This is a genomic window from Bradyrhizobium manausense (assembly GCF_018131105.1).
Lineage (GTDB): Bacteria > Pseudomonadota > Alphaproteobacteria > Rhizobiales > Xanthobacteraceae > Bradyrhizobium > Bradyrhizobium manausense_B.
Genome location: NZ_JAFCJI010000001.1, coordinates 2,667,725 through 2,694,447 on the forward strand (window position 1 = coordinate 2,667,725; position 26,723 = coordinate 2,694,447).

Annotated in this window: 24 protein-coding genes and 1 pseudogene; 8 read left to right on the top strand and 17 right to left on the bottom strand. The window is 64.1% G+C overall.

What is annotated here, in order from left to right; translation table 11 throughout:
• Positions 1-77 precede the first annotated feature (77 nt).
• Together JQ631_RS12735 and JQ631_RS12740 are read right to left on the bottom strand one after the other, a co-directional pair.
• Positions 78-446: a GFA family protein gene (locus JQ631_RS12735; protein ID WP_212328590.1), complete on the bottom strand. Its 369-nt coding sequence runs from the start codon at positions 444-446 to the stop codon at positions 78-80.
• 82 nt (positions 447-528) lie between these two features.
• Positions 529-832, bottom strand: a pseudogene (locus tag JQ631_RS12740) (hypothetical protein).
• A gap of 185 nt (positions 833-1,017) precedes the next feature.
• On the opposite strand from JQ631_RS12740, the gene JQ631_RS12745 reads away from it, so the two are divergent.
• Complete coding sequence (locus JQ631_RS12745; protein ID WP_212326605.1) at positions 1,018-1,743, top strand: sulfite exporter TauE/SafE family protein; 726 nt, start codon at positions 1,018-1,020, stop codon at positions 1,741-1,743.
• Positions 1,744-1,805: 62 nt separating this feature from the next.
• On the opposite strand, the gene JQ631_RS12750 is transcribed toward JQ631_RS12745, so the two are convergent.
• Both JQ631_RS12750 and JQ631_RS12755 read right to left on the bottom strand, forming a co-directional pair.
• A complete protein-coding gene (locus tag JQ631_RS12750) occupies positions 1,806-3,863 on the bottom strand; it encodes a putative bifunctional diguanylate cyclase/phosphodiesterase (RefSeq protein ID WP_249160271.1) in 2,058 nt (685 codons plus the stop codon).
• Complete coding sequence (locus tag JQ631_RS12755) at positions 3,860-4,981, bottom strand: ABC transporter substrate-binding protein (RefSeq protein WP_249160624.1); 1,122 nt, start codon at positions 4,979-4,981, stop codon at positions 3,860-3,862. Before JQ631_RS12755 ends, JQ631_RS12750 begins: the two co-directional genes overlap by 4 nt.
• Before the next feature lie 238 nt (positions 4,982-5,219).
• Between JQ631_RS12755 and radA the strand changes: the two genes are divergently transcribed.
• From radA to JQ631_RS12785, 6 genes are all read left to right on the top strand, one after another.
• Complete coding sequence (gene radA, locus JQ631_RS12760; protein WP_212326607.1) at positions 5,220-6,668, top strand: DNA repair protein RadA; 1,449 nt, start codon at positions 5,220-5,222, stop codon at positions 6,666-6,668.
• Positions 6,669-6,836: 168 nt separating this feature from the next.
• Entirely contained in the window at positions 6,837-7,466 is a 630-nt protein-coding gene (locus JQ631_RS12765; protein ID WP_212326608.1) for a CvpA family protein, read from the top strand.
• A 28-nt stretch (positions 7,467-7,494) separates the two neighbouring features.
• Complete coding sequence (gene purF, locus JQ631_RS12770) at positions 7,495-9,006, top strand: amidophosphoribosyltransferase (RefSeq protein WP_212326609.1); 1,512 nt, start codon at positions 7,495-7,497, stop codon at positions 9,004-9,006.
• A gap of 94 nt (positions 9,007-9,100) precedes the next feature.
• Positions 9,101-9,844 carry an SDR family NAD(P)-dependent oxidoreductase gene (locus JQ631_RS12775; RefSeq protein WP_212326610.1) on the top strand — a complete coding sequence of 248 codons (744 nt, stop codon included), beginning with the start codon at positions 9,101-9,103 and terminating at the stop codon, positions 9,842-9,844.
• A 79-nt stretch (positions 9,845-9,923) separates the two neighbouring features.
• Positions 9,924-11,066 carry an NHL repeat-containing protein gene (locus tag JQ631_RS12780; protein ID WP_212326611.1) on the top strand — a complete coding sequence of 381 codons (1,143 nt, stop codon included), beginning with the start codon at positions 9,924-9,926 and terminating at the stop codon, positions 11,064-11,066.
• A 167-nt stretch (positions 11,067-11,233) separates the two neighbouring features.
• The gene (locus JQ631_RS12785; protein ID WP_212326612.1) at positions 11,234-12,460 is read left to right on the top strand and encodes an ABC transporter substrate-binding protein; all 1,227 of its coding nucleotides are present in this window, start codon (positions 11,234-11,236) and stop codon (positions 12,458-12,460) included.
• Positions 12,461-12,573: 113 nt separating this feature from the next.
• Here the strand turns inward: JQ631_RS12785 and JQ631_RS12790 are convergent, their stop codons facing one another.
• The 8 genes from JQ631_RS12790 to JQ631_RS12825 all read right to left on the bottom strand — a co-directional run bounded on the left by JQ631_RS12790 (position 12,574) and on the right by JQ631_RS12825 (position 21,300).
• Positions 12,574-13,830: a TCR/Tet family MFS transporter gene (locus JQ631_RS12790; protein ID WP_212326613.1), complete on the bottom strand. Its 1,257-nt coding sequence runs from the start codon at positions 13,828-13,830 to the stop codon at positions 12,574-12,576.
• Positions 13,827-15,209 carry a ribosome biogenesis GTPase Der gene (gene der, locus JQ631_RS12795; RefSeq protein ID WP_212326615.1) on the bottom strand — a complete coding sequence of 461 codons (1,383 nt, stop codon included), beginning with the start codon at positions 15,207-15,209 and terminating at the stop codon, positions 13,827-13,829. Before der ends, JQ631_RS12790 begins: the two co-directional genes overlap by 4 nt.
• 50 nt (positions 15,210-15,259) lie before the next feature.
• Entirely contained in the window at positions 15,260-15,817 is a 558-nt protein-coding gene (locus tag JQ631_RS12800; protein ID WP_212326617.1) for a hypothetical protein, read from the bottom strand.
• Between the two features lie 30 nt (positions 15,818-15,847).
• Complete coding sequence (locus JQ631_RS12805) at positions 15,848-16,501, bottom strand: tetratricopeptide repeat protein (protein ID WP_212326619.1); 654 nt, start codon at positions 16,499-16,501, stop codon at positions 15,848-15,850.
• Between the two features lie 172 nt (positions 16,502-16,673).
• Positions 16,674-18,269 carry a class I adenylate-forming enzyme family protein gene (locus JQ631_RS12810; RefSeq protein ID WP_212326621.1) on the bottom strand — a complete coding sequence of 532 codons (1,596 nt, stop codon included), beginning with the start codon at positions 18,267-18,269 and terminating at the stop codon, positions 16,674-16,676.
• Positions 18,270-18,342: 73 nt separating this feature from the next.
• Complete coding sequence (locus JQ631_RS12815) at positions 18,343-18,927, bottom strand: NnrU family protein (RefSeq protein WP_212326623.1); 585 nt, start codon at positions 18,925-18,927, stop codon at positions 18,343-18,345.
• A gap of 70 nt (positions 18,928-18,997) precedes the next feature.
• Complete coding sequence (locus JQ631_RS12820) at positions 18,998-19,576, bottom strand: UCP034077 family protein (RefSeq protein ID WP_212326625.1); 579 nt, start codon at positions 19,574-19,576, stop codon at positions 18,998-19,000.
• A gap of 101 nt (positions 19,577-19,677) precedes the next feature.
• Complete coding sequence (locus JQ631_RS12825; RefSeq protein WP_212326627.1) at positions 19,678-21,300, bottom strand: peptide chain release factor 3; 1,623 nt, start codon at positions 21,298-21,300, stop codon at positions 19,678-19,680.
• Positions 21,301-21,459: 159 nt separating this feature from the next.
• Here JQ631_RS12825 and sugE point away from each other — a divergent pair, with 159 nt between their 5' ends.
• Positions 21,460-21,774, top strand: a complete 315-nt coding sequence (gene sugE, locus JQ631_RS12830) for a quaternary ammonium compound efflux SMR transporter SugE (RefSeq protein ID WP_212326628.1) — start codon at positions 21,460-21,462, stop codon at positions 21,772-21,774.
• Here sugE and JQ631_RS12835 read toward each other — a convergent pair.
• From JQ631_RS12835 to JQ631_RS12855, 5 genes are all read right to left on the bottom strand, one after another.
• Entirely contained in the window at positions 21,767-22,771 is a 1,005-nt protein-coding gene (locus JQ631_RS12835) for an inorganic phosphate transporter (protein ID WP_212326629.1), read from the bottom strand. The two genes, sugE and JQ631_RS12835, sit on opposite strands and share 8 nt — an antisense overlap.
• Before the next feature lie 14 nt (positions 22,772-22,785).
• Positions 22,786-23,430: a DUF47 domain-containing protein gene (locus JQ631_RS12840; protein ID WP_212326630.1), complete on the bottom strand. Its 645-nt coding sequence runs from the start codon at positions 23,428-23,430 to the stop codon at positions 22,786-22,788.
• 156 nt (positions 23,431-23,586) lie between these two features.
• Entirely contained in the window at positions 23,587-24,555 is a 969-nt protein-coding gene (locus JQ631_RS12845; protein WP_212326631.1) for a branched-chain amino acid ABC transporter permease, read from the bottom strand.
• A 1-nt stretch (position 24,556) separates the two neighbouring features.
• A complete protein-coding gene (locus JQ631_RS12850; RefSeq protein WP_212326632.1) occupies positions 24,557-25,420 on the bottom strand; it encodes a branched-chain amino acid ABC transporter permease in 864 nt (287 codons plus the stop codon).
• A gap of 72 nt (positions 25,421-25,492) precedes the next feature.
• Entirely contained in the window at positions 25,493-26,713 is a 1,221-nt protein-coding gene (locus JQ631_RS12855) for an ABC transporter substrate-binding protein (protein ID WP_212326633.1), read from the bottom strand.
• Positions 26,714-26,723 lie beyond the last annotated feature (10 nt).

Below are 26,723 nucleotides of genomic sequence, written 5' to 3' on the forward strand. Positions count from 1 at the left end.
GGCAGGAAGCAAATCAGCTTTTCAAATGCGCCTCAAGAGGACCGGTGGTGCGAGCAGACATGCGGGAGACCGCCTGCTCACCACAAATTCTTGCCGTCGATCATGTTGACCGGTACCGCCTCCAGATCGAAATCGTCGAACAGGCGCGCGTTCACGGCGACCTTGGGATTGTCGAAATCGGGCTTGCCGTTCGACCAGTCCGGCGACTCCGAGTAGGTGCCGCAGCCGCAATTCGCGCAATAGTGATGCTTGACCGTGCGGCTTCCCCAGAGATAGGTCGCGACGTTATCGGCGGGCGACAGCAGGCGAAACTGCGCGGGCGAATAATAGGCCCACAACGCACCGCGCTTGGTGCAGAGCGAACAGGTGCAGCGCGTCACGTTCGAAGGCGCCTCTGTCACCTCAAATACCGTCTCACCGCAATGACAGCTTGCCTCGACCGGCATGATCCGCTCCCGTTTTGTCAGGAGGTGGTCATAGCCGGCCGCTGCTGCCAACATGCTGTCAGCAGCCAACAGGCCACGAAATCTAGTTCGCGGACAGACGCTTGGCGTTTGCGGCCGCGTGCTGGCGATAGCGCTGGACCGCGGCCGCCGGGGTTGCGCCCGAAAGCAGGCTCGCAAGCGCTTCGAAGGCGGCAGCGACCTTCTCGCTGACCATCAGCACGGCTTCGCGGCCGGCCGGCGTCGTCGCAATGGCCGAGCTTGTCGCAGCGCAGTCGGACCACATCGCTCGCTTCGACCATCGCGCCCGCGTACCAGGGAAAGCCATTGTCGGACCCGCCGAGCACCGCATGACGGTCGAGCGCGGAGAAGGAATGGAAGTCGGGCATCACGCACCTCAAATTCTTTGAGCGACGCTCCGATCAATACGCTTCAAATTCTAAGGATCAGGCCGGGGAACTGGTCGGATTGGCGACGGGCGCGACACCGGCGATTAACTACCGGCCGGTCGTCAGCTCCATTCGCGCTCTCGCCCTCCTCCGGCTAGACTTTGCCGATTCCCGGAGTTTCTCCCTTGGCCTTTCTCTTCGTCCTCGGCGTCGGCCTGATCGCAGGCACCATTTCCGGCATCGTCGGCACGGGTTCGTCGATCATGCTGATGCCGGTGCTGGTCTATGCCTATGGGCCAAAGGAGGCCGTGCCGATCATGGCGGTTGCTTCCGTGATGGCGAATTTTTCGCGCATTTTGGCGTGGTGGCGCGAGGTCGACTGGCGGGCATGTGTGGCTTATTCCGTCACGGGGATTCCGGCCGCAGTGCTGGGCGCACGAACGCTGCTGGCGCTGCCCTCCCATGCCGTCGATCTCGCCATCGGCATCTTCCTGATCGCGATGGTGCCGGTGCGGCACTGGCTGGCGCGGCATGACCTCAAGGCCAATCTCTGGCATCTCGCGATCGGCGGCGCGATCATCGGCTATCTCACCGGTATCGTGGTCTCGACCGGGCCGCTCAGCGTGCCGCTGTTCCTGTTCTACGGCCTCTCCAAAGGCGCCTTTCTCGCAACCGAGGCCGCCGCCTCGCTCGGCCTCTACTTCGCCAAATCGGTGACGTTCGAGCACTTCGGCGCATTGACGCAGGAGGTCTTCATCAAGGGCCTGATCGCAGGCTCCTCGCTGATGGCCGGCGCCTTCGTCGCCAAACGCTTCGTGCTGCACCTGAAACCGGAGATGTTCCGTATGGTGATGGATGCGATCATGATCGCAGCCGGGCTCTCGATGCTCTGGAACGCGACGCAGCCGTAGGGCATGATCCGGAAAAGTGTGCGGCGGTTTTCCGAAAGATCATGCTCAAACAATAAAGTCGCTCAGGCGGCGAATTCGGGCGCGATCGACGGGCTTTCGACCAGCACGCGATCTTCGCCGCCGCCGGCTTCCGCGAGCCCGCGCAGCACGGCATCGAGCGGCTGCGGCTTGTGATACAGAAAACCCTGGCCGAGCCTGACGCCCATCTCGCGCATGGCCCGCGCCTGCTCGTCGCGCTCGATGCCTTCCGCGATCAGAGTAAGCCCCAGCGTGCCCGCTAGCGAGGCGATGACACCGACGATCGCCTTGTCTTCCGCACTTTCAGGGATTTCGCGGATGAACGCCTTGTCGATCTTGACCTTGTCGAGAGGAAATCGCCGCAGATGCGCCAGCGAGCTGTAGCCTGTGCCGAAATCGTCGAGCGCAATGGTTGCACCCAGGCGACGCAGCCGGCGCAGCGTGTCGGATGCGCTGGCGATGTTGTTGATCAGCGACCCCTCCGTGATCTCGAGCTCGAGCGACGAGGCTGCGACGCCGAACTGCTCACAGGTCTGGCGCAGCTCGGCGGCGAGCGAATGATCGGCAAGCTCGGACGGCGGCAGATTGATCGCGATCCTGATGTGCGGCCTGCCTGCAGCGGTCAGCTGTTGCAGCGCGCGGCAGGCGTCGGTGAGCACGTAACGCGTCAGGCGCGCATTGTTGCCGCTGCGCTCGATCAGCGGCAGGAACTCGCCAGGACTGATCACACCGTGCTCGGGATGCCGCCAACGGATGAGCGCCTCCAGGCCGATGACCTCCTGGGTCACGAGATCGACCTGGCTCTGATACCAGACTTCGAACTGCCCCTTGGAGAAGCCGGTGGAAATGGCAAGCTCCAGATCCCTGCGGCGGCGATAGTCGCGCTGGAGCGCTTCATCCAGCACCGCGACGGTACCGGGCGCCTTGGTCTTGGCATGGTAGAGCGCGATGTCGGCCAGCGCCGGCAGGTGGGACAATTCCGGATCTCCGGCACGGCGCACCGCAAGACCGATGCTGGCGCGCGGCACGACCTGCTTGTCATGCAAAAGGATCGGCGCGGAAATCGCCTCCAGCAATTGCCGCGCGAAAGTCTGCGCCGCCTCCTCATTGCTGACCTCAGGACGAATGACCACGAACTCGTCGCCGCCGAGCCGCGCGACCCAATCGTCCGATTGGACCGTGCCGCGAAGCCGCTCTGAGATATGGACCAGGAACTTGTCACCGGCATCGTGACCGAAGGTATCGTTGATGCCCTTGAAATCGTCGAGATCGATGAAGCTGAAAGCGATCAGCGCGTCGGGCGAGTCGGCATCGCGGCTCAAGGTCACCAGACGCTCGGACAGCGAGCGGCGGTTGGGCAGACCCGTGAGAGGATCGTGAGAGGCCATGTGGCCGAGCCGGTCGAGCGCGCCTGACGTCGTGTGTTGCATCGCATTGAAGGCGTTCGCGAGCTGGCCGAATTCGTTCGACGATTTCACGTCCGCCGGATAGGCACGGCCATCCTGCTTGCTTCGCTGGATCGCCGACATCATCGCGGTCAGCGGTTTGCCAATGAAGATATTGGCAGAGATACGCATTGCGATCGCCGTCGCAAGCGTTGCGAGCACGCCGACGACGAGAAGCAGCCCCAGCCTGCTGCCGGTGTCGACGTAGAGCGTCGCGTAGGAATAAGCGATCACGATACGGCCGGCTTGAACGGCGATGTTGCCATTGCGGTAGGCGATCGGACGCGAGACCTCGGCGAGCGCCTGGACATTGGGCCGCGCCACGACGCGGGCGATCACGGCACCGGTATCGTCGTAGACGGCAGCAGCTGCGATGGTCTCGTCGTGCATGATCTCGTTGAGCACGCCCGTGACCTGGTCGTAGCGCATCTTCCAGAGCGGCTCGGCGATCAGCTCGGCGCGGCTCTCCGCGACACGGGCAATGCGGGCATCGAGCTGCCTGATCTGCGACCAGAAGCTCGAGACCTCAACGCCGGCGGAAGCAAGCAGTTGCACCAGCAGCAGCACGGGGACCGTGGCCCACATCATCGCGCGAACGACCGATCGCGACGGCGCGGGCTTGATCGGACCGTTTATCCCTTGGACGTCCCGCATCATTCACCGGCGCCGCTTGCAGGTGACAGCGACGAGATCAGGGCGTCCACCGAGAAATCATATTGGCCGCAGCGTTCCGGCTTTGCCCTGAACCGCGCAAAGTCGATCCGGTCGAAGGCCCGGGCATTGATCAGCCCGGCGACGGAGCCGAGATTGTCACGCGTGATCGCGGACGTCTTGACCTCGATATGCGGCGAAGATGAAGCGAAGTCGCAGCCGTCAGCATAGTCGCGTAGCAGCACGATCGACCAGCCGCCAAGCAGGAAATGACCGCCGTCGGTCAGCAGCAGGCGGCCCGCCTTGATCTCGCGTAGCGCATCCTCCGACCAGTTGAGGCCGACCACCTGAAGATCCTGGCCCGGTGCGATGCCGGCCGCCTCGACGGCTTTGAGTGCGCCCAGCGCCATCGGGTCGTTGCCGGCCCAGATCCCCGCGGGACGGATGCCCTTGCGCTGCGCCCAGCTCAGATAATTGGCTGCCACCTGCTCCGCTTCCGATTGCGTCCAGTTGGCAAACAGCAGCCGGTCCACGACCACGTCTGGCGCGGCGGCGACCGCGAGCTGAAGGCCCGCATTGCGGGCAATCGAGGCTGGCGTGATCTCGTCGCCGCCGATCGCGAGCAGATGGATCTTGCCGTCGGGGCTTTGCCATTTCTCGTTGCGCGCGGCGCCGATCAGCGCATTCGCCATCCGCGCGCCCGCCGTGGTCAGGTCGGTCGTGATGTCGCCAAGCCAGTTCTTGAGCTTGCTGCGCGGCGGTCCGAAACGCATCGCATCCTTGCCGATCAGGGTGTTTGACAGCAGCAATGTCTTGATGCCTGCGGCTTCCGCCGCCTCCAGGATCGGAACAGCCGCGGACTCCTCGTTCGAGAGAATGAGGTAGTCGGGCTTGTCGGCGCGGGCGACCACGCCAAGACCAAGCTCCTGCATGGTGCGGTAATTGCGCTCGCTGGTCAGCACCTCGACACGGGCGTTGAGCTTGCGGCCGGCGGCCTGCATGGTCTGCCCAACCATGTCCCAGTAGACCTCTCCGGTCTTGCCAGGGTTAACGAAAACAATGTTGAGCGGTTTTGCGTCGGCTGCAGCGACAAGGCCGGCTGGCGCGAGAACGCCAAAGGCCATGCCCATGGCGAGCAATATGCGTAAGACTACCGTCACTGTTGTTAGCCATCCCATCTTGGTTCCGAAACTGGACCCGCGTCCGCTAACATTTGGCAAAGTCCGGCGCGGCGGGACGGCGTAGCGCTAACAAAGGGTGTATAGGCCGGACGACATGCGGCTATTGCAGCGCTCGCAGACGCCCGCGCGGCCCACCATTCCGTGCTATCAGCGAATCTGAAACCTCCGACTCACCATACCGATGGCCAAGAACACGCTTTCCTTCGTCTGCCAGAACTGCGGCGCCGCCTATAACCGCTGGCAGGGCAAGTGCGAGTCCTGCGGCGAGTGGAATACGCTCGCTGAGGAAGACGCGACTGGCAGCGTACCGGTCTCGATCCGCTCCAAGCGCAAGGGCCGGACATTTGCGCTGGAAAGCCTCGCCGGCAAAAGCCCGGATGCACCGCGCCTCTCCTCAGGCATGACCGAGCTCGATCGCGTCACCGGCGGCGGCTTCGTGCGCGGCTCGGTGCTGCTGGTCGGCGGCGACCCCGGCATCGGCAAGTCGACGCTGCTGACGCAGGCGACCAGCCTGATGGCGCGTGCCGGCCACCGCATCGTCTACATCTCCGGCGAAGAAGCCATCGCCCAGGTGCGGCTGCGCGCCGAACGGCTCGGGCTGTCGGATGCACCGGTACAGCTCGCGGCCGAAACCTCGGTCGAGGACATCGTCTCGACGCTGTCGGAAGGCGCCGTCCCGCGGCTGATCGTGATCGACTCGATCCAGACCATGTGGACCGACACGGTGGAATCGGCGCCCGGCACGGTGACGCAGGTCCGCGCCTCGGCACAGGCACTCATTCGTTTCGCCAAGAAGACCGGCGCCGCCATCATCCTGGTCGGCCACGTCACCAAGGACGGCCAGATCGCCGGCCCGCGCGTCGTCGAGCACATGGTCGATGCCGTGATGTCGTTCGAGGGTGAAGGCTCGCAACAATTCCGAATCCTGCGCGCCGTCAAAAACCGTTTTGGGCCGACCGACGAGATCGGCGTATTCGAGATGACCGGCCTCGGCCTGCGCGAGGTCACAAACCCGTCCGAGCTCTTCCTGTCCGAGCGCGACCTCGGCACGCCGGGCACCGCAGTCTTCGCGGGCATCGAGGGCACACGGCCCGTTCTGGTCGAATTGCAGGCGCTGGTAGCGCCGACTTCGCTCGGCACCCCGCGCCGGGCCGTGGTCGGCTGGGATCAGAGCCGGCTCTCCATGGTGCTGGCGGTGCTGGAGGCTCATTGCGGGGTCAAGCTCTCGGGCCATGACGTCTATCTGAACGTCGCGGGCGGCCTGCGCATCCACGAGCCGGCCGCCGATATGGCCGCAGCGGCCGCGCTGGTGTCGTCCCTGGTTAATGCGCAGTTACCCACCGATGCCGTCTATTTTGGCGAGATATCGCTTTCCGGCGTCATCCGCCCGGTGGCGCAGACCCCGGCCCGGCTCAAGGAAGCGGTCAAGCTCGGCTTCAAGCGCGCCGTGTTGCCCGAATCGGCCCGAGGCGGTGATGCCAGCGGTGACGCCGGACTGACCCTGAATGCCGTCAACAGCCTCACCACCCTGGTCGCCGAAATCGCCGCCAAGGGCTCCCTTCGCGGCGATCAGAACCCGCCGGCGGAGAAAAATGCCACACCGGCAAGATTCCGCCGTGGAGAGGGTTAGCTGGAGGTGACGCCAAGCGCCCCCACAGCTATACAGCCGTCACAAAAGCAGCATGGGATTGCGTGGTTGCGGCCTTGCCGGGAACGTCGTCTGGCCTTCAGTTAGGGCGGCGGCCAAACACCGATTCGCTGAGCACCCTTTGAGCGTACGAGCGGACCAGACCAGCCGATGCCAGTAACACTCCTCGACCTGATCCTGCTCGGTGTGATGCTGATTTCGGGCCTGCTTGCCATGGTCCGCGGCTTCATGCGTGAAATCCTCTCGATCGCGGCCTGGGGCACCGCGGCGATCGTGACGCTGTATTCCTTCTCCAAGCTGCTGCCGACCGCGAAGACCTATTTCAACAACGACACGGTCGCGAGCGTGGTCGTCGTCGCAGGCGTGTTCATCGGGACCCTGGTCGTGGTCTCCGTGATCACGGTCCGGATCTCCGACATGATCCTGGATTCGCGCATTGGCGCGCTGGATCGCACCCTCGGGTTCCTGTTTGGCCTGGCTCGCGGGCTTTTGATCGTCGTGGTCGCGTTCCTGTTCTTCACCTGGCTGGTGCCGGACAAGCAGCGCCCGGACTGGGTCTCGGGGGCCAAGTCCCGCGTGGTGCTCCAGGGAACCGGGGATTGGCTGATGTCCCTCTTGCCTGACGACCCCGAGAACACCATCTTGAAGAGATTCAAGAAAAACAAACCAGATGATGATCAAGCTGACACCGAGCAGCAGCCTTCGGGCAATGGCGACGGCTACAGCAAACCGGCTCGTGACAGCCTGAAGAAGCTGATCGAGAAACCTGCGGCGCGTTGATTGAGCCCTAAAGAGAGGCGCGGACGAGATGCGACACCCTGACCAGGACGCCCACACTGAACTCGATCCCGGCTCTGCCGCGCTAGAGCTTCAGGACGACCTGGAGGGAGATACGCTGCGCGAGGAATGCGGCGTGTTCGGCATCTACGGACACCCTGATGCCGCCGCGATCACCGCGCTCGGCCTCCACGCGCTTCAGCATCGCGGCCAGGAGGCCGCCGGCATCGTCTCCTACGACGGCAGCCGATTTCACTCCGAACGCCGCCTCGGCCTCGTCGGTGACACCTTCTCCCGCCGCGAGGTGATCGATCGCCTGCCCGGCAACATGGCGGTTGGCCATGTCCGCTATTCCACGACAGGCGCGACTATCCTGCGCAACGTGCAGCCCCTGTTCGCCGAGCTCAATGCCGGCGGCCTTGCGGTCGCCCACAACGGCAACCTCACGAACGGCCTGACGCTGCGCCGCGAGCTCGTGAAGCACGGCGCGATGATGCAGTCGACCACCGATACCGAGGTGATCCTGCACCTGGTCGCGCGCTCCAGGCGCGCTCGCTTCATCGAGCGCTACATCGACGCGTTGCGCGAGATCGAAGGCGCCTATGCGCTGGTCTCGCTCACCAACAAGAAGCTGGTCGGCGCGCGCGATCCGCGCGGCATCCGCCCGCTGGTGCTCGGCGAGCTCGACGGCTGCCCGATCCTGACGTCGGAGACCTGCGCCCTCGACATCATCGGCGCGCGTTTCGTGCGCGACATCGAGCCCGGCGAAGTCATCGTGTTCGACGATCACGGCCAGGACATCCACAAGCCGTTCCCGCCGATCGCGCCGCGGCCCTGCATCTTCGAATACATCTATTTCTCGCGTCCGGATTCCATCGTCCATGGCCGCTCGGTCTACGAGGTCCGCAAGGCCTTCGGCGCGCAGCTCGCGCGCGAGAGTCACGTGCCGATCGACGTGGTCGTGCCGGTGCCGGATTCCGGCGTTCCCGCTGCGATCGGTTACAGCCAGCATTCCGGCGTGCCTTTCGAGCTCGGCATCATCCGCAACCATTACGTCGGCCGCACCTTCATCCAGCCGACGCAGGCGATCCGCGAATCCGGCGTGCGCATGAAGCATTCGGCCAACCGCGCCGCGATCGAAGGCAAGCGCATCATCCTGATCGACGACTCGCTGGTGCGCGGCACCACGTCGAAGAAGATCGTGCGCATGATGCGCGATGCCGGCGCCAAGGAAGTGCATTTCCGCCTTGCCTCGCCGCCGATCCTCTATCCCGATTATTACGGTATCGACCTGCCGGACCGCGGCGGCCTTCTGGCTGCGACGCATTCGCTGGAAGAGATGCGCGAGATCATCGGTGCCGACTCGCTCGCCTTCCTGTCGATCGACGGCATGTACCGCGCCATGGGTGAGCCCGGCCGCGACCCGGCCAATCCGAAATTCTCGGATCACTGCTTCACGGGCGCCTATCCGACCCACCTCACCGACCAGACCCAGACCGAGCAGCAGCCGCGGCAGCTGTCGCTGCTGGCGGAAGCGAGCTAATCCTCGGCTGTCATTCCGAGGCGCCTGGCGCGGCCCCGGAATGACGCCCCCGGGCGGGCTTGTGCGGGCCGCCCTCCTCTGCAATACCCCCGCGATGACCAAGCCTCTCGCCAACCGCATCGCTCTCGTCACCGGCGCCTCGCGCGGCATCGGTTTTGCCACGGCAATCGCACTGGCCAAGGCCGGCGCGCATATCGTTGCCACCGCGCGCACGCAAGGCGGGCTCGAGGAGCTCGACGACGAGATCCGCAAAGCGGGAGGCAACGGCGCCACGCTGGTGCCGCTCAATCTCACCGATTCCGATGGCATCGCCCGGCTCGGGGCCGGCCTGCACGAGCGCTACGGCAAGCTCGACATCCTGGTCGGCAATGCCGGTGTGCTCGGCCCCTCCTCGCCGGTCGCCCATATCGAGCTCAAGACGTTCAACGACGTCATGGCCGTCAATGTCTCCGCGAACTTCCAGCTGATCCGCTGCATGGAGCCGCTGCTGAAGCAGTCCGACGCCGGCCGTGCCGTGTTCATCACTTCTGGCGCCGCCAACAAGGCGACCGCCTATGTCAGCCCCTACGCCGCCTCCAAGGCCGCCCTGGAAACGCTGGCCCGCGCTTGGGCACAGGAGACCGCGAACACGAAGCTGCGTGTCAATTTGTTCAATCCGGGCCCGGTCCGCACCCGCATGCGCGCGACCCTGATGCCGGGCGAGGACCCGGCGACGCTCGATACCTCCGAGCAGGTCGCCGAATTCATCGTGCCGCTGTGCGCGCCCGACTGGACCGAGACCGGCAAGTTCTACGATTACAAGACGCGGACGCTGATGAGCTTCCGCGCGCCGGCCTGATTGACTCAGGCACCTCCCGGCGATTGACTGGCCGCGCTCAAGCGGTAGCAAGCCGCAATCCAAGAAAAGGGAGGTTGCCATGGCGTCATGGCATGATCGCACATTGCGTGCGCTTGCACGCGTCTCTCAAGCTTTCTCCGTCCTGACAACAGCCATCGCGTTCGCGCTTCCGGGCGGCGCCACGGCCGGCGAGGTCCCGACCTTTGCGGTCGACGCGTCCTGGCCGAAGCAACTCCCGAACAACTGGATCCTCGGCCAGGTCGGCGGCATCACCGTCGACTGGCAAGGCCACATCTGGATGATCCATCGTCCGCGCTCGCTCACCGACGACGAGAAAGGCGCAAGCCTCAACCCGCCCCGCTCGAAATGCTGCGTGTCGGCGCCGCCCGTGCTCGAATTCGACACCGACGGCAATTTGCTGCGATCCTGGGGCGGCCCTGGCGCCGGTTATGAATGGGTCGGCCGCGAGCACGGCATCGAGGTCGATCCGGCGGGCTTCGTCTGGATCGGCGGCAATGCCGACAATGACAACGCCATTCTCAAATTCACGCTCGACGGCAAGTTCGTCGGCCAGATCGGCAAGATCGCACCGAGCCTCGGCAGCAACGACACGACACAGCTCGGCAAGCCCGCCGAAACCGCGCTCGACAAGGACGCCAACGAAATCTACGTCGCCGACGGTTATGGCAATCGCCGCGTCATCGTGTTCGATGCGACCACGCTCGCCTACAAGCGGCACTGGGGCGCCTACGGCAACAAGCCCGATGACAGCAAGCAGGCTGCCTACGATCCCAAGGCGCCGGTGTCGCAGCAGTTCGGCAACCCCGTCCACTGCGTGAAGATCGCCAATGACGGTCTCGTCTACGTGTGCGATCGCATCAACAACCGCATCCAGGTGTTCAAAAAGGACGGCACCTTCGTGAAGGAGTTCTTCTTCGAGAAGAATACACTCGGCAATGGCGCGGTGTGGGACGTTGCGATATGGCCCGATCCGAAGCAGACCTATCTGCTCAGCGCCGACGGCGAGAACAACGAGATCAGGGTGATCAAGCGCGAAGACGGCACCGTGGTCGGCAGCTTCGGGCACAATGGCCGCAATGCCGGGCAATTCCACTGGGTGCATGCCATGGCGGTCGACGCCAAGGGGAATGTCTATACCGCCGAGGTCGACACCGGGAAGCGCATCCAGAAATTCAAGCTGACCTCGGACGCGCTGAAATAGCGCCTCAACGCATCTTGCCCAAAAGTTAACCGACGGATGACGCTACGACGCACCGCCATCCGGCTTTAGGCGCATTGCCGGGACCTGCGGGAAACGGTAGAGCCATCAGCCGGAACAAGGCTCCGCAAGAGAGCCGTCCGCATATTTGACAATGGAGGAGACCTTTTATGACGACGACGTTCGCGCGCCGCTCGGCGGCCCTTCTCGCCTGCGCCGCTTTCGGTTTTGCCACATCAGCCTACGCCCAGGACAAGACCGTCACGATCGGCGTGCTCAACGACATGTCCAGCCTCTATGCCGACATCGGCGGCCCCAACTCCGTCGTGGCGGTCAAGATGGCGGTTGAGGATTCCGGCCTGCTTGCCAAGGGCTGGAAGATCGAGGTCGTCAGCGGCGATCACCAGAACAAGCCGGACGTCGGGGTCAACATTGCGCGGCAGTGGATCGACACCCAGAAGGTCGACATGATCACCGACACGCCGAACTCGGGCGTGGCGCTGGCGGTCAGCAACGTAGCCAAGGAAAAGAACGTCGTCCTGCTCAACAATGGTGGTGCCAGCGCCGACCTTACCGGCAAGGCCTGCAACGCCAACACGATCTCCTACACTTACGACACTTACATGCTCGCCAACGGCACCGGCAAGGCGCTGACCAAGGCCGGCGGCGACAGCTGGTTCTTCCTGACCGCCGACTACGCCTTCGGCGCCGCGCTGGAGCGCGACACCAGCGCCGTCGTCAAGGCCAACGGCGGCAAGGTGCTTGGCGGCGTCAAGCATCCGCTCAACACCTCGGACTTCTCGTCATTCCTGCTGCAGGCGCAGAACTCCAAGGCGAAGATCGTCGGGCTTGCCAATGCCGGCGGCGACACCACCAACGCGATCAAGCAGGCGGCCGAGTTCGGCATCGTCGAAGGCGGCCAGAAGCTCGCAGCGCTCCTGCTCTTCATCAACGACGTCCACTCGCTCGGCCTCAAGACCGCGCATGGCCTGACCTTCACCGAATCCTTCTACTGGGATCTGAACGACAGCACTCGTGCCTGGTCGAAGAAATTCCAGGAGAAGGTGGCTAACCACGCGATGCCGTCGATGACCCAGGCCGGCAACTACGCCGGCGTGATACATTATCTCAAGGCGCTCGAGGCGCTCGGCGGCAATCCGCATGACGGCGCCAAGGTGGTCGCCAAGATGAAGGAAATCCCGACCGACGATCCGCTGTTCGGCAAGGGTCCGCTCCGCGAGGACGGCCGCCGCATCATCCCGGCCTATCTGTTCGAGGTGAAGAAGCCCGAGGAGTCGAAGGGGCCGTGGGACTATTACAAGCTGATCGCGACCATCTCGCCCGAAGATGCCGCCAGGCCGCTCAAGGACAGCGAGTGCCCGCTGGTGAAGAAGTAAGGCAGTCAACGTTGCCGTAAGGTGGGCAAAGGCGCGCAGGCACCGTGCCCACCATCTCTCCCCGATCAAAGAAGTGGTGGGCACGCTTCGCGTTGCCCACCCAACGAAACCGGCTACGAAACCGGCTTCGTTGTCGCGAGCGCCCGCACTGCGATGGCCACGCACACCACCATCAACGCCGCGGCCAGCAAGAACGGCGCGCCGGGCAGACGCAGCGGCGCGCTGGCGCCGATGAAATATGAAAACGTCAGCGTGAACAGGAACGGGCCGACGAGCTGCGACACGCTCTGCACGCTTGCAGTCGCGCCCTGCAACTGCCCCTGCCGATCGGGGGCAACCAGCCGCGTCATCAGCGATTGCATGGCGGCGCCCGAGATACCCCACAGCGACATCACGGGAATGCCGATCCAGAACAGGGGCCCGGTCGGCGCAGCACCAAAGATCACGAAGCCGATCGCGCCACAGCACAGGCCCATCACCAGGGCGTTGCGTTCGCCGAGCACGCGCACGATCGGGCCGATCGCAAGCCCCTGCACCACCATGGCGCAGATGCCGACCATCGCGAGCGTCAATCCCACCGTCTTGGAATCCCAGCCGTAGCGATAGGTCGCGTAGAGCACGAAGGTCGAGGGCAGCACGACATGCGCGACCTGTGCGATGAAGTTGACGACCGATAACGCGGTCAGCGCCGCGTTGGAGCGCAGCAGATGCAGCGCACCGATCGGATTGGCGCTGGTCCAGCGGAACGGCGCGCGTTTGTCGGGCGCCAGCGATTCCGGCAGGACGAACAGCCCATAGAGCGCGTTGGCAAGGCTGAGAGCGGCCGAGGCCCAGAACGGCAAATGCGGATCGATATCGCCGAGCAGTCCACCCAGCGCCGGGCCCAGAATGAACCCCGCGCCGAAGGCTGCGCCAATCCTGCCGAAGATCGCCGCACGCCGCTCCGGCGGCGTGATATCGGTGATGTAGGCAAAAGCGGTCGAGATGCTCGCCGAAGTGATGCCGGAGATCACGCGGCCGACGAACAGCCAGACCAGCGACGGCGCCAGCGCCATCAGCACATAGTCCGCGGCAAGCCCGAAATTCGACAGCAGAACCACCGGCCGGCGCCCGAAGCGATCCGACAGCGCGCCGAGCAGCGGCGAGAACACGAATTGCATCAGCGCCCAGGCGGTGCCGAACAGGCCGAAGATTCGGGCCGCCTGCGCGGTGTCGTTACCGACAAAACTCTCGATCAGCTTCGGCAGGATCGGCATGATCACGCCGAGCGCCAGCATGTCGAGCAGGATCGTGACGAAGATGAAGGCAACGGCCCCGCGCCGGACCGGCGCTGCGCCTTGCGCTATCGCCTCGCCGGCCTCGCCGCTCACGACGGCCGCTTGCGCTTGTGTGCGAACGGATTGGCCTTCTCGCGCAGGGTGATGCGCACCGGCGTGCCCGGCAGGTCGAAGGCCTCACGCATCGAGTTGACGAGGTAGCGCAAGTAAGACTGCGGCACCGCGTCCGCGCGCGAGCAGAACAACACGAAGCTCGGCGGACGCGCTTTGGTCTGGGTGATGTAGTTCAGCTTCAGCCGGCGGCCGGACACGGCCGGTGGCGGATTGGCCTGGATCGCCTGTTCGAACCAACGGTTGAGCGCGGAGGTCGGCACGCGCCTGTTCCAGAGCGCGTAAGCATCCTGGATCGCCTGCATCAGGCGATCGATGCCCTCGCCCATCAGACCGGAGACCGCGACGATCGGCACGCCCTTGAGCTGCGGCAGCCAATGATCGGCGTCGCGGCGCAGACCCGAAACCGCGCCGCCGCCCTTGGTTTCCATCAGGTCCCATTTGTTGACGGCGAGCACGACCGCGCGCCCCTCGCGCTCGATCAGATCGGTGATGCGCAGATCCTGCTCCTCGAAGCGATTCTGCGAATCCATCATCATCACGACGACTTCGGCGAAGCGCACCGCGCGTAGCGCATCGGCAACCGAGAGCTTCTCCAGCTTCTCCTCGATGCGCGAGCGCCGGCGAAGACCGGCGGTGTCGAACACGCGAAAATCGCGACCCTTCCAGTTGAGCTCGACTGCAATGGAATCGCGCGTGGTACCGGCCTCGGGGCTCGTCAGCAGGCGCTCTTCGCCGAGCAAATGATTGATCAGGGTCGATTTGCCGGCATTGGGACGGCCGACAATGGCTACCCGGATCGGGCGCGTCGCGGCCTCTTCCTCGGACAGCGGCTCGTCGTCCTCGGCCTCATCCTCCTCGACAGGCTCCGGCATCAGCTTGGCGAGTTCGTCGTAGAGCTCGCCCAGGCCCTCGCCATGCTCGGCGGAGATCTGGATGGGATCGCCCAGGCCGAGCGCGAAGGATTCCATCGCGCCGGCATCGCCATGCTTGCCTTCGCTCTTGTTGGCCACCAGCAGCACCGGCTTGTTGGCCTTGCGGGCGAAATCGGCGAAGGCGCGGTCAGTCGGCGTAAGACCGATGCGCGCGTCGATCACGAAGAACAGCGCATCGGCCTGCGCAATCGCGGCTTCGGTCTGCTCCTGCATGCGCGCCGTCAGCGAGCCCCTGGCGCCCTCGTCGAGGCCGGCGGTGTCGATGATGGTGAATTCGAGATCGCCGAGCCTGGCATCGCCCTCGCGACGGTCGCGGGTGACGCCGGGCAAATCATCGACAAGCGCGAGCTTCTGTCCGACCAGGCGGTTGAACAGCGTCGACTTGCCGACATTGGGACGGCCGATAATGGCGATCGTAAAGGACATCGGTCATTCGTGCGCCGCGGAGGCTGCGCCTGTCAATTCAGTGAAAAATATCAGCGCGAGAAGGTGCCGCTGGGGAGCGGCGCCGGGAAGGCCCCCTGCGTCTGCTGTTGCTGGGTGGGCTGCGCCGGTTGTGCCGAGGGCTGCGCGGCTTGCTGATCCGGCGGCGGCGCGGTGGTGCGCTTGCGGACGATCTTGTGCTTCGGCGGCGGGGCTGCCGGCGCCGGTGCCGCCTCAGGATGGGCCTCGCCGTCGACCTCACCGGCCGGGGCTTCAGCCGGTGCGGCAGCGGTGGAGCCCGGTTGCTTCGCCTTCTTGCCCTTGGCGGATGTCGACGATTTTGCGGGCTCAGCGGGCGGCGGTTCGGCCGGCAGCGCCGCAACAGCAGGCGCGTTCGGATCCTGCTGCGCGCCCTTGTACATGTCCTTCGGCACGCCCTGCTCGAGACCCGGGACGCCCTCAGGGAAGACCGGCCTGCGTTCGCCCGGCAGCTTCTTCTTGGTGTCGAGGAAGTCGAGCAGATCGCTCGGATCGAAGCTTGAGCAGCCGCCCAGGACGCCTGTAAAGGCGATCAGGACGGCGGCTGCGATCAAGCGAGGCGTGCGGCGCATATCGATATCTCGTCTGAGCTCTCAGGACCGTCAGCTTTTGGCGACGGGCGGCAGCAAGGCCTGGAGCGCTTCGGCGCGCGAGCGCAGGCCCGGCGGCGTTTCGCCATCCTCGGCGATCGCGTCGACCCATTTGCGGGCCGCGGTCATGTCGTTGTTGCGCCAAGCCGACAGCGCCAGCAACTCGCGGGCGCTGTGGCGGAAGGTCGATTTGGGCTCCGCGGAGGTCTCCAGCCGCTGCTGGATGTCGGCGTAGCTCGCGCTGTCCACCAGCAGGCTGGCCGCGCGGATCTTCGCCAGATCCTGCCACTCGCTGCCGAGGCTGCGGTCGGCGGCGATGTCGTCATACATCTTGGCCGCAGCCTTGGGATCGCGGGTCGACGTCTCCGCGGCGGCATGGAGCCGTGACAGGGTGCGGTAGCCAGACGGAGCCTTGGCAGCAAGATCAGCAAAGGCGGTCTCGGCCTCGGCGTGCTTGCCCTGCTCGGACAGCTCGACGGCCTTCTCGAAGGTCGCGCCGGCCTCGGCGGCCTTCTTGGCCTCCAGGTACTGGTAACCGCGCCAGCCACCCACGGCCGCCACGATCAGCACCATCAGGGCGATGAAGTAGAGCGAATATTTGTCCCACAGCCTCTTGAGCTGCTCGCGACGTACTTCCTCGTCGACTTCGTCAAATAATTCAGACACTTATGCTAATCCCATGCCCGGCCGGGAGCGCGCGCCAGATCGTGCGCGTCTAAAGCCCGTCCCCACGTCGCGGCGGCGATACCCTATCGATATGGCGGTGGCAAGGCAAAGCAAGGCCGATCAAGGCGTTAACGCGCGATCCGGGATATCCCGGTGCCCGCCAAGGCCTCGGTCAGGCCCCAACCAGCAGCTCCCGCAGCTGCCGCTTCACCACCTTGCCATTGGCGTTGCGCGGAAGGGGTTCAGCGGTGACTGTCATGGTCTCCGGCACCTTGTAGTCGGAAAGCCGCTCGGCGCACCAGGCCTTCAGGTCCTCGCTACCAACCTGGACGCGCGTGACCACGACCGCGTGGACGCGCTCACCCAGCACCGGGCATGGCTTTGCGATGATCGCGCTCTCGACCACGGCGGGATGGCCGGCCAGCACGGATTCGACTTCGGCCGAATAGATCTTGAGGCCGCCGCGATTGATCATGTCTTTCTGCCGGTCGAACACGCGAACAAAGCCTTCGGCGTCGACCGAGCCCAGATCGCCCGAATGCCAGAAGCCGGCGGTAAAGCTCTCGGCCGTGGCCTTCGGGTTGCTCCAATAGCCCTTGATGACCGAGGCACTCTGGATCCAGAGCTCGCCGATCTCGCCGGGCGGCAGTTCACGCCCATCTGCACCCATCGCAACGATGCGCGCGCCGGGACACGGCAGACCGACACTGTCGATATGACTTTCCGTCAATTCGCCCGGCATGATCGTCGAGGGCGACGTCGTCTCGGTCGCGCCGTAGCAGTTCGCGAGCTTCAGGCCGGGAATCGTTGCCTTGAGCTTCTCGATGGTTGCGACCGGCATCGGTGCGCCGCCAAAACCACCGATGCGCCAGCTCGAGAGATCGTAGCTGTCGAAATCCGGCTGGAGCAGGCAGAGATTGTACATCGCCGGCACCATCACCGTGTAGGTGACACGTTCGCGCGCGGCGAGCTTGAGATAGTCGGCCGCCTTGAACTCCGGCATGATGATCAGCGCGCCGCCACAGCAGATCATCGTCGTGATGTTGGCGACGACACCCGTGACGTGCCCGAGCGGAACGGCTGCGATCGACCGATCAGCTTCCGTCAGTTGCAGGCAGGACACGAACACCATCGAGGAATGCACGATGTTGCAATGGGCCAGCATCGCGCCCTTCGGCTTGCCTGTCGTGCCCGAGGTGTAGAGGATCATCGCGGTGTCCTCCTCGTTCACCTCAACCGGTGCCGGCGCCAAGGCATTGTCGGCGAGTATCGCGAAGCGCGACAGAGCCGGATCGTGGTCGACGGCAATGCGGTGAACCACACCGGGAACATCCTGCGCGTCAGGCAGCCGATCGGCGAGCGCAGCCTCGTGGATCAATATCCTGGCGCCGCAATCGGAGAGCACATAGGCGATCTCCGGCTTCTGCTGGCGCGTGCTGAGCAGCACGGTGACCAGCCCCTCATGCGCGGCGGCGAACAGCAGCAGCGGAAATTCGATGCGATTGCCGAGCAGGATCGCAACGCGGTCGCCGCGTTGCAGGCCGAGCTTGCGAAAGCCCGATGCTATCCGTGCGGCCTGCTCCACCGCCTGCCGCCAGCTCAACCGGATATGACCGCAGACGAGCGCTTCGCTGTCACGATTGCGCGCAGAAGCCGCCGCGATCATCGCCCAGAGACTGGCCGGCCGATCAATGAAGGCCGGCACCACCCGATCACCAAAACGCGCCTCGAACCGCATCGGCGGGATCTGAGATTGCGACCAGTCCATCGGAGGGTCCTCGGCTTGTTGCTTTTGTCACCTTCCGCGCATGAGCACGGAGGTGATGTCTTGCGCTGATCGGCTATCCGCCCATCACGGGAACGCCGATCACGACAGGATGGAACGCAAACGCCAGCGCCAGGTAAGCGACGATGCCGACCGCGACTGCGATCAGATCGTTGGTGACGCCGCCCACCGGAATCGGCGGGCCGCCGGCATCCTTGCGATGCTTCAGCGAAATGCGGTCATAGACGCCCCAGCCCAAGAAGGAGCCGAACAAGATGATGGAGCCAAGATCGCCATTGGCGAGCAGGTGCGCCGCCGCCCACAGTTTGATACCTGCGAGCATTGGATGTTTCAGCGTCGCATAGATGCGACCGCGCAGGTAGGACGCGACCACCAGAATGACGGCAGGGAGCATCAACGCCACCGTGATGTGCTTCATCGCCTTCGGCGGATGCCAGACGTCGATCCAGCCGGTCGCACGATAATGGCCAAAGCCCCAGACGATCAACGCCAGTCCCGCGAGCGAGACGACCGAATACAGGATCTTGTAGGTCCCCTCGCCCAGCCGCGCGATCGCCTGTGCGCGCGCATCACGTTTCGTTGTGAAAACATGGGCGGCGAAAAACAGCACCAGCCCCAGGATCATGACCAGCAGACCCACGACATCCTCCCCTCAACCAGCGCCCCAGCTCTGAGGTATCATTGATTGGCCGCCGCTCGCAACTGACGCGCTACCTTCCGAGCTCTCGATTGTCGACATAGCGGATCGCAATGGGCCGTCCGGCCAAAGCGCCACCAAGGCCGCTGGTGAACTTCAACGGGAGACAGGCGTTCAGCGATGAATTGATCGCCTTGAGGTAGGTGGTTCGCGTATCGGCGGGGACGCCCGCAGTCGCAAAGGTCAGCCGCGGCGGACCGATCAGGCCGCCGGCTTTATTGAAGCTGAAACGGACGGCCATCTGCATGCCTGCGCGCGCGTTGTCCGATGGCGGTGACCAGCATGTGCGCAGCTCCGCAAAGAGATCACCGATCGTATCGAGATCGTGATCCGGCTTTTGATACTTGGCCCGATCAGCCTCCGCAGGCACGCTCTCGATCGTGAGCTGGAGGTTCTGGCCATAGGGATAGTCGATCTCGGGAATGCAGGGGCCGGGCTCGAGCGGACTGCAATAGGACGGCGTGCAGGGCCGGCCGTCGAGCACACTACACGGCTCGTGCGCAAACGGGATCGGATTGATCTGGCGACGCTGCGCGTCGGCGGTGAAGGTTGATATCGCCAACAGTGTGAGAACGAGAATGCCGCGCCACATGCTTTGAGCTCGCGATGCCACGTCGGCGAAAGGTGGCACCGTTCGTGACAGCGTCAAGCCTGCGCCCGTTCACATGCTCGCGTGCGAAAGGATGGGGCGCCCTACCCCTTCCGCTTGACGTCCTTGACGTTGGTGAACTCGATGCCCTCGGCGCGCTCCTTGGTATAGCCGAGATAGAACTCGTTCCGGGCGAGATACACGGGGTCGCCGTCGACGTCGTCGGCAATACTCGACGTGTTGCCCGCGATGAAGGTGTCGAGCTTCTTGCGATCCTCCGAGGAGACCCAGCGCGCGAGCTGGAACTCACTCACCTCGAATTCGACCGGCAGTGAATATTCCGCTTCCAGCCGTGCCTTGAGCACGTCGAGCTGCAGCGCGCCGACCACGCCGACCAATGCCGGTGCGCCGTCGCGCGGCCGGAACACCTGCACAACGCCCTCTTCCGACATCTGCTGGAGCGCTTCCTTCAGCTTTTTCGCCTTCATCGCGTCGGTGAGGCGGACGCGGCGGACGATTTCCGGTGCGAAGCTCGGCACGCCGACGAAATTGAAATCCTCGCCCTCGGTCAGCGTATCGCCGATGCGCAGTGTACCGTGATTGGGAATGCCGACGACGTCGCCTGCAAAGGCCTCGTCCGCCACCGATCGGTCCTGGGCAAAGAAAAATTGCGGGCTCGACAGCGGCATGCTCTTGCCGGTGCGCACCAGCTTGGCCTTCATGCCGCGGCTGAGCTTGCCGGAGCAGAGGCGCGCAAACGCGATGCGGTCGCGGTGGTTCGGATCCATATTGGCCTGGATCTTGAACACGAAGGCGCTCATGCGCGGATCGGTGGCCTCGACCTTGCGCTGGTCGCTGTCCTGCGCACGCGGCTCGGGCGCAAACTTGCCGAGGCCTTCCAGGAGGTCGCCGACGCCGAAATTGCGCAGCGCGCTGCCGAAGTAAACCGGCGTCAGATGGCCCTCGCGGAACGCATCGAGCTCGAACGGTTTTGAGGCCTCGGTGACGAGTTCAAGCTCGTCCTTCACCGCCGACACATCGAGATTGGCGTTGAGCTTGGCCAGTTCCTCGATCTCGATCTGCTGCGCGGCACCTGTCTTGGCGCCGCCGCCTTCGAGCAGGCGTACGCCGCCATTGACGACGTCATAGGTACCGAGGAAGTCGCGACCCCGGCCGACCGGCCAGGTCATCGGCGTGGTGTCGAGCGCCAGCGTTTTCTCGATCTCGTCGAGCAGCTCGAACACGTCACGGCTCTCGCGATCCATCTTGTTGATGAACGTGATGATCGGGATGTCGCGAAGGCGGCACACCTCGAACAACTTGCGTGTCCGCGCCTCGATGCCCTTGGCCGCGTCGATGACCATGACGGCAGAGTCGACGGCGGTGAGCGTGCGATAGGTGTCTTCCGAAAAGTCCTCGTGGCCCGGCGTGTCCAGCAGGTTGAACACAAGGCCTTCGAACTCGAAGGTCATCACCGAGGTCACGACCGAGATGCCGCGCTCGCGCTCGATCTTCATCCAGTCCGAACGGGTGTTGCGCCGCTCGCCCTTGGCCTTGACCTGGCCGGCCAGGTTGATGGCGCCGCCGAACAGGAGAAGCTTTTCGGTCAGCGTGGTCTTGCCGGCGTCAGGGTGCGAGATGATCGCAAAGGTGCGCCGCCGCGACACTTCTGCGGCAAGCGGGGAACGGGCCGGCGATTCGGCTGTGGTGGCGGCAATGTCGGACATGGCGGGAGCGTTTGGCAGGGAAAATGGGCCGGATCAAGCCTCATTTGGTGATTGCGCAGCCCTTCGGCCAGCCCCATATCGGCCTCCGGGAGGACGACCTCCTTGCTCATCAGCATATTGGCCTAGCGGGGACGACCCTGCCTTGAATGGAGGGTCGTCATGGCCTGGAGCATCCTGTTCGTTGCCGGTCTTCTCGAGATCACCTGGGCGATTGGCCTGAAATATACCGAGGGTTTTACCAGGCTGGTTCCCTCCGTGATCACGCTTGCGGCCATGGCCGGCAGCGTGATCCTGCTCGGTCTCGCACTGAAGTCCCTGCCTGTCGGAACCGCCTATGCGGTCTGGACCGGCATCGGCGCGGTCGGCACCGCCACGCTCGGCATCTACCTGTTCGGCGAGCCCGCCACCGCGCTCCGCCTCGCCAGCATCGGACTGATCGTGGCCGGCATCGTCGGGCTGAAGCTCGTTACTTGAAGATCTGGACCGCCCACCAGCTCAGCGCGGCGACGATGGCTGAGGCCGGGATCGTGATCACCCAGGCATAGACGATCGAGCTCGCCACGTTCCAGCGCACCGCCGAGACGCGGCGGGCCGCACCGACGCCGACGATGGCGCCAGTGATGGTGTGGGTGGTCGAGACGGGAACGCCGAGGAAGGTCGCAATGAACAGGGTGGCCGCGCCACCGGTCTCGGCGCAAAATCCCTGCATCGGCGTCAGCTTGGTGATGCGCAGGCCCATGGTACGGACGATGCGCCAGCCGCCCATCAACGTGCCCAGAGCCATCGCGGCCTGGCAGGACAACACCACCCAGAACGGCACCGTAAATTCATTGCCGAGATGGCCCTGTGAATAGAGCAGCACGGCAATGATGCCCATGGTCTTCTGCGCGTCGTTGCCGCCATGTCCGAGCGAATAGAGCGAGGCGGAGGCGAATTGCAGGATGCGGAAGGCGCGATCGACCGCGAACGGCGTCGAGCGCACCGAGAGCCACGACACGATCGCGACCAGCATCATCGCGAGCAGGAAGCCGACCAGCGGCGACAGCACGATCGCCAGCACCGCCTTGGTCAATCCGCTCCACACGGCCGCATGGATTCCGGCCTTGGCCATGCCGCCGCCGACGAGGCCGCCGATCAGCGCATGTGAGGACGAGGACGGAATGCCGAGCGCCCAGGTCACCAGATTCCAGACGATGGCGCCGACAAGTGCGGCAAAGATCACCTGGGCGTCGACGATCGCGGGATCGATGATGCCGGTGCCGATGGTCTGGGCAACGTGCAGGCCGAACACCATGAAGGCGACGAAATTGAAGAACGCGGCCCAGATCACCGCGAATTGCGGCCGCAGCACGCGGGTCGAGACGATGGTCGCGATCGAATTGGCGGCGTCGTGCAGGCCGTTCAGGAAGTCGAACAGCAGTGCGACGGCGATCAGTCCGACCAGGACGGGAAGACCCAACGCAGCATCCACAGCGCGGCCCTGCCCTACACTTGCTCGATGACGATGCTGTTGATCTCGTTCGCCACGTCATCGAAGCGATCGGCAACCTTTTCGAGATGGTCGTAGATCTCGGCGCCGACGATGAAGTTCATGGCGCTGCCGTCACGATGCTTGAGGAACAGCTCCTTCAGACCGATGTCATGCAGGTCGTCGACGCGGCCCTCGAGCTTGGTCAGCTCTTCCGTGATCGCGGTCAGCATCGCGACGTTCGGCCCGATCGATTGCATCAGCGGCAGCGCCCGTCCAACCAGATTCGCGCATTCGATCAGCAGCGCACCGATCTCGCGCATCGGCGGCTCGAAGGTGCGGACCTCGAACAACATCACGGCTTTCGCCGTCTGCTGCATCTGGTCGATGGCGTCGTCCATCGAGGTGATCAGGTTCTTGATGTCGCCGCGGTCGAACGGCGTGATGAAGGTGCGACGCACCGCCGTCAGCACCTCTCGGGTGATGTTGTCGGCATCGTTCTCGAACTGGCTGACGCGCTGGCAGTAGACCGGCGTCTCTTCGCCCCCGTTCAGCACGCCCTGGAGCGCGATCGAGCCCTGGATCACGGTCTGGGCGTGGCGGTCGAACAGGTCGAAGAACCGTTCTTCCTTCGGGAGGAAAGCGCGAAACCATCGCATCATGGGACTGGTCTACCGGTTGGAAATAGCCCGGCCCGAACGGACCGTCACAAAACCGTCATAGACCATTTTCGCCTGGCGCGCGTGTCATCTCACGCCCGCGAAGCCGGATCATCCACCGGATTCGCAAACCAATAAAACATACGTTATATCAGCTACTTATAGCGACCGCCGGAAGTAGTGCGCGATTTCACCGATGATGCCACGGCGGAAGGTGAGCACGCAGATCACGAAGATCGAGCCCTGGATCACCGTCACCCACTGGCCGAACCCCGCCAGATATTGCTGCATGGCGATGATCACGAAGGCGCCGACCACGGGGCCGAAGATGGTTCCGAGACCGCCGACCAGCGTCATGAGCACGACTTCGCCCGACATCGACCAGTGCACGTCGGTGAGCGAGGCGTTCTGCGCCACGAACACTTTCAGCGCGCCGGCGAAGCCTGCCAGCGTTCCCGACAGGACGAACGCCAGGAACTTGTACTGGTCGGTCCGGTAGCCGAGCGAGATCGCGCGCGGCTCGTTCTCGCGGATCGACTTCAGAACCTCACCGAAGGGCGAGTTAATGATGCGGTAGATCAGCAGGAAGCCCGCGAGGAAGCCGACCAGCACGACATAGTAGAGCACGGTCGGCTTCGACAGATCGAAGATGCCGAACATGTGCCCCTGCGGAATGCCCTGGATGCCGTCCTCGCCATGGGTAAACGGCGCCTGGAGATAGATGAAGTACAGCAGCTGCGACAGCGCCAGCGTGATCATCGAGAAGTAGATGCCCTGCCGGCGGATCGAGATGTAGCCGGTGATGAGCGACAGCCCGAACGCCGCGGCGACGCCGACGAGCACGCCAAGTTCGGGCGGCAGCGCCCAGACCTTTAGGGCATGCGCGCTGCAATAACCGGCAGTGCCCATGAACATCGCATGGCCAAACGACAGCAGGCCGCCGTAGCCGATCAGGAGATTGAACGCGCAGGCAAGCAGCGCAAAGCACAGCGCCTGCATCACGAAGAACGGATAGACTCCCGTGAAAGGCACCGACGCAAGCAGCAGCGCCATCACCACAAACAAGATCATCTCGTCGCGCATCGCGCGCGGGGTTACCGTCAGCGTGTCGTCCGTCAAGGCTGTCATATCAGGCCGCCCTTCCCGTCAATCCCGTTGGCTTCACCAAGAGCACCAGCACCATCAGCACGAACACGACGGTGTTGGAGGCCTCGGGGTAGAAATATTTGGTCAGGCCCTCGATCACACCGAGTGCGAAGCCGGTGATGATGGAACCCATGATCGATCCCATGCCGCCGATCACCACCACCGCGAACACCACGATGATGAGGTCGGCGCCCATCAGCGGCCGCACCTGGTTGATTGGCGCCGAGAGCACGCCGGCGAGCGCGGCAAGGCCGACGCCGAGGCCGTACGTGAGCGTGATCATGCGCGGTACGTTGATGCCGAAGGCACGCACCAGCGTCGGATTTTCAGTCGCTGCACGCAGGTAAGCACCAAGCCGCGTCTTCTCGATCAGGAACCAGGTGGCGATGCAGACGAACAGTGAGAAGACGACGACCCAAGCGCGATAGATCGGCAGGAACATGAAGCCGAGATTCAAGCCACCCTTGAGCTGGTCCGGGATGGAATAAGGCAGGCCGGAAGAGCCGAAATAGTTCTGGAACACGCCCTGCACGATCAGCGCGATGCCGAACGTCAGCAGCAGGCCGTAGAGGTGGTCGAGCCCGGTCAGGAATTTCAGCATGGTCCGCTCCAGGAGCATGCCGAAGATGCCGACGATGATCGGCGCAAGCAGCAGCGCCCACCAGTAATTGATGCCGCCGAGGTTCAGCAGGAAATAGGCGACGAAGGCGCCCATCATGTAGAGCGCGCCATGGGCGAAATTGATGATGTTGAGCATGCCGAAGATGACGGCGAGCCCGAGACTGAGCAGCGCGTAGAACGAGCCGTTGATCAGTCCCACCAGTAGCTGTGCGTAGAGAGCCTGCATCGATCCAGCACCCAGTCCCTTCGGCGTTCCCAAAGTAGCGTCCGCCGGCTGGCAGCCGGCGGACTGTTGGTCTTACTTCTTAAGCAGCGCGCACTTGCTCTCGGAGAGCGGCGTAAAGGCCTGCTCGCCCGGCACAGTGCCCACGAGCTTGTAGAAATCCCACGGTCCCTTGGACTCGGAGGGCTTCTTCACTTCGAACAGATAGGCGTTGTGGATGGTGCGGCCGTTCGGCTGGATCTCGCCCTTGCCGAACAGATCGTCCTCGGTCGGCATCGACTTCATCTTCTCGACGACCTTGACGCCGTCATGCGGATTGCCGCCGAGCGCTTCCAGCGCCTTGAGATAGTGGCGCACGCCCGCATAAACGCCCGCCTGCACCATGGTCGGCGGAGCGCTGTTCTTCATCTTTTCGGCGAAGCGCTTGGAGAAGGCACGGGTCTTGTCGTTCATGTCCCAATAGAACGTCTCGGTGAAGTTGAGGCCCTGCGCGGTCTCGAGCCCGATCGCCTTGACGTCGGTGAGGAACAGCAGCAGCGCGGCGAGCTTCTGGCCGCCTTTGACGATACCGAATTCGGCTGCCTGCTTGATCGTGTTGGTGGTGTCGCCGCCGGCATTGGCGAGGCCGATGATCTTGGCCTTGGAGGCCTGAGCCTGGAGCAGGAAGGACGAGAAGTCCGGCGTGTTGAGCGGATGCTTGACGCCGCCGACGACCTTGCCGCCGTTGGCGGTGATGACGGCTGTCGTGTCGCGCTCGAGCGCCGCACCGAAGGCGTAGTCGGCGGTCAGGAAGAACCAGGTATCGCCGCCGGCCTTCACCAGCGCCTGACCCGTGGTGTGGGCCAGCATGTAGGTGTCATAGGTCCAGTGCACGGTATTGGGCGAGCACTGCGCATTGGTGAGGTCCGAGGTCGCCGCACCCGAATTGATGTAGACGCCGTTCTTTTCCTTGACGACGTTGTTGACGGCGAGCGCCACGCCCGAGTTCGGCACGTCGACGATGATGTCGACCTTGTCGACGTCGAACCACTGCCGCGCGATCGCAGTGCCGATGTCAGGCTTGTTCTGGTGGTCGCCGGAGATGATGTCGATCTTCCAGCCCTTGCCCGTGAGGCCGGAATCCTCGACGGCCATTTGGGCCGCGAGCGTCGAGCCGGGTCCGCCGAGGTCTGCATAGAGACCGGACTGATCGGACAGCGCCCCGATCTTGACCGTCTTGTCCTGTGCGAAGGCGGCGCCAGCGGTGGTCACGGCCAACGCCGTGCCGAGCAACAACGATGCAATCGACTTTTTCATGTGACTTCCC

What these genes read in the sequence shown, in the direction of transcription:
- der (WP_212326615.1), bottom strand. Translation starts at nt 15,209, where the DNA reads ATGTCCTTTACGATCGCCATTATCGGCCGTCCCAATGTCGGCAAGTCG.
- JQ631_RS12755 (WP_249160624.1), bottom strand. Translation starts at nt 4,981, where the DNA reads ATGGCCTTTGGCGTTCTCGCGCCAGCCGGCCTTGTCGCTGCAGCCGAC.
- JQ631_RS12735 (WP_212328590.1), bottom strand. Translation starts at nt 446, where the DNA reads ATGCCGGTCGAGGCAAGCTGTCATTGCGGTGAGACGGTATTTGAGGTG.
- JQ631_RS12855 (WP_212326633.1), bottom strand. Translation starts at nt 26,713, where the DNA reads ATGAAAAAGTCGATTGCATCGTTGTTGCTCGGCACGGCGTTGGCCGTG.
- JQ631_RS12765 (WP_212326608.1), top strand. Translation starts at nt 6,837, where the DNA reads ATGCCAGTAACACTCCTCGACCTGATCCTGCTCGGTGTGATGCTGATT.
- JQ631_RS12780 (WP_212326611.1), top strand. Translation starts at nt 9,924, where the DNA reads ATGGCGTCATGGCATGATCGCACATTGCGTGCGCTTGCACGCGTCTCT.
- radA (WP_212326607.1), top strand. Translation starts at nt 5,220, where the DNA reads ATGGCCAAGAACACGCTTTCCTTCGTCTGCCAGAACTGCGGCGCCGCC.
- JQ631_RS12825 (WP_212326627.1), bottom strand. Translation starts at nt 21,300, where the DNA reads ATGTCCGACATTGCCGCCACCACAGCCGAATCGCCGGCCCGTTCCCCG.
- JQ631_RS12800 (WP_212326617.1), bottom strand. Translation starts at nt 15,817, where the DNA reads ATGCGCCGCACGCCTCGCTTGATCGCAGCCGCCGTCCTGATCGCCTTT.
- purF (WP_212326609.1), top strand. Translation starts at nt 7,495, where the DNA reads ATGCGACACCCTGACCAGGACGCCCACACTGAACTCGATCCCGGCTCT.
- JQ631_RS12785 (WP_212326612.1), top strand. Translation starts at nt 11,234, where the DNA reads ATGACGACGACGTTCGCGCGCCGCTCGGCGGCCCTTCTCGCCTGCGCC.
- JQ631_RS12750 (WP_249160271.1), bottom strand. Translation starts at nt 3,863, where the DNA reads ATGATGCGGGACGTCCAAGGGATAAACGGTCCGATCAAGCCCGCGCCG.
- JQ631_RS12840 (WP_212326630.1), bottom strand. Translation starts at nt 23,430, where the DNA reads ATGATGCGATGGTTTCGCGCTTTCCTCCCGAAGGAAGAACGGTTCTTC.
- JQ631_RS12775 (WP_212326610.1), top strand. Translation starts at nt 9,101, where the DNA reads ATGACCAAGCCTCTCGCCAACCGCATCGCTCTCGTCACCGGCGCCTCG.
- JQ631_RS12850 (WP_212326632.1), bottom strand. Translation starts at nt 25,420, where the DNA reads ATGCAGGCTCTCTACGCACAGCTACTGGTGGGACTGATCAACGGCTCG.
- JQ631_RS12820 (WP_212326625.1), bottom strand. Translation starts at nt 19,576, where the DNA reads ATGTGGCGCGGCATTCTCGTTCTCACACTGTTGGCGATATCAACCTTC.
- JQ631_RS12810 (WP_212326621.1), bottom strand. Translation starts at nt 18,269, where the DNA reads ATGGACTGGTCGCAATCTCAGATCCCGCCGATGCGGTTCGAGGCGCGT.
- sugE (WP_212326628.1), top strand. Translation starts at nt 21,460, where the DNA reads ATGGCCTGGAGCATCCTGTTCGTTGCCGGTCTTCTCGAGATCACCTGG.
- JQ631_RS12845 (WP_212326631.1), bottom strand. Translation starts at nt 24,555, where the DNA reads ATGACAGCCTTGACGGACGACACGCTGACGGTAACCCCGCGCGCGATG.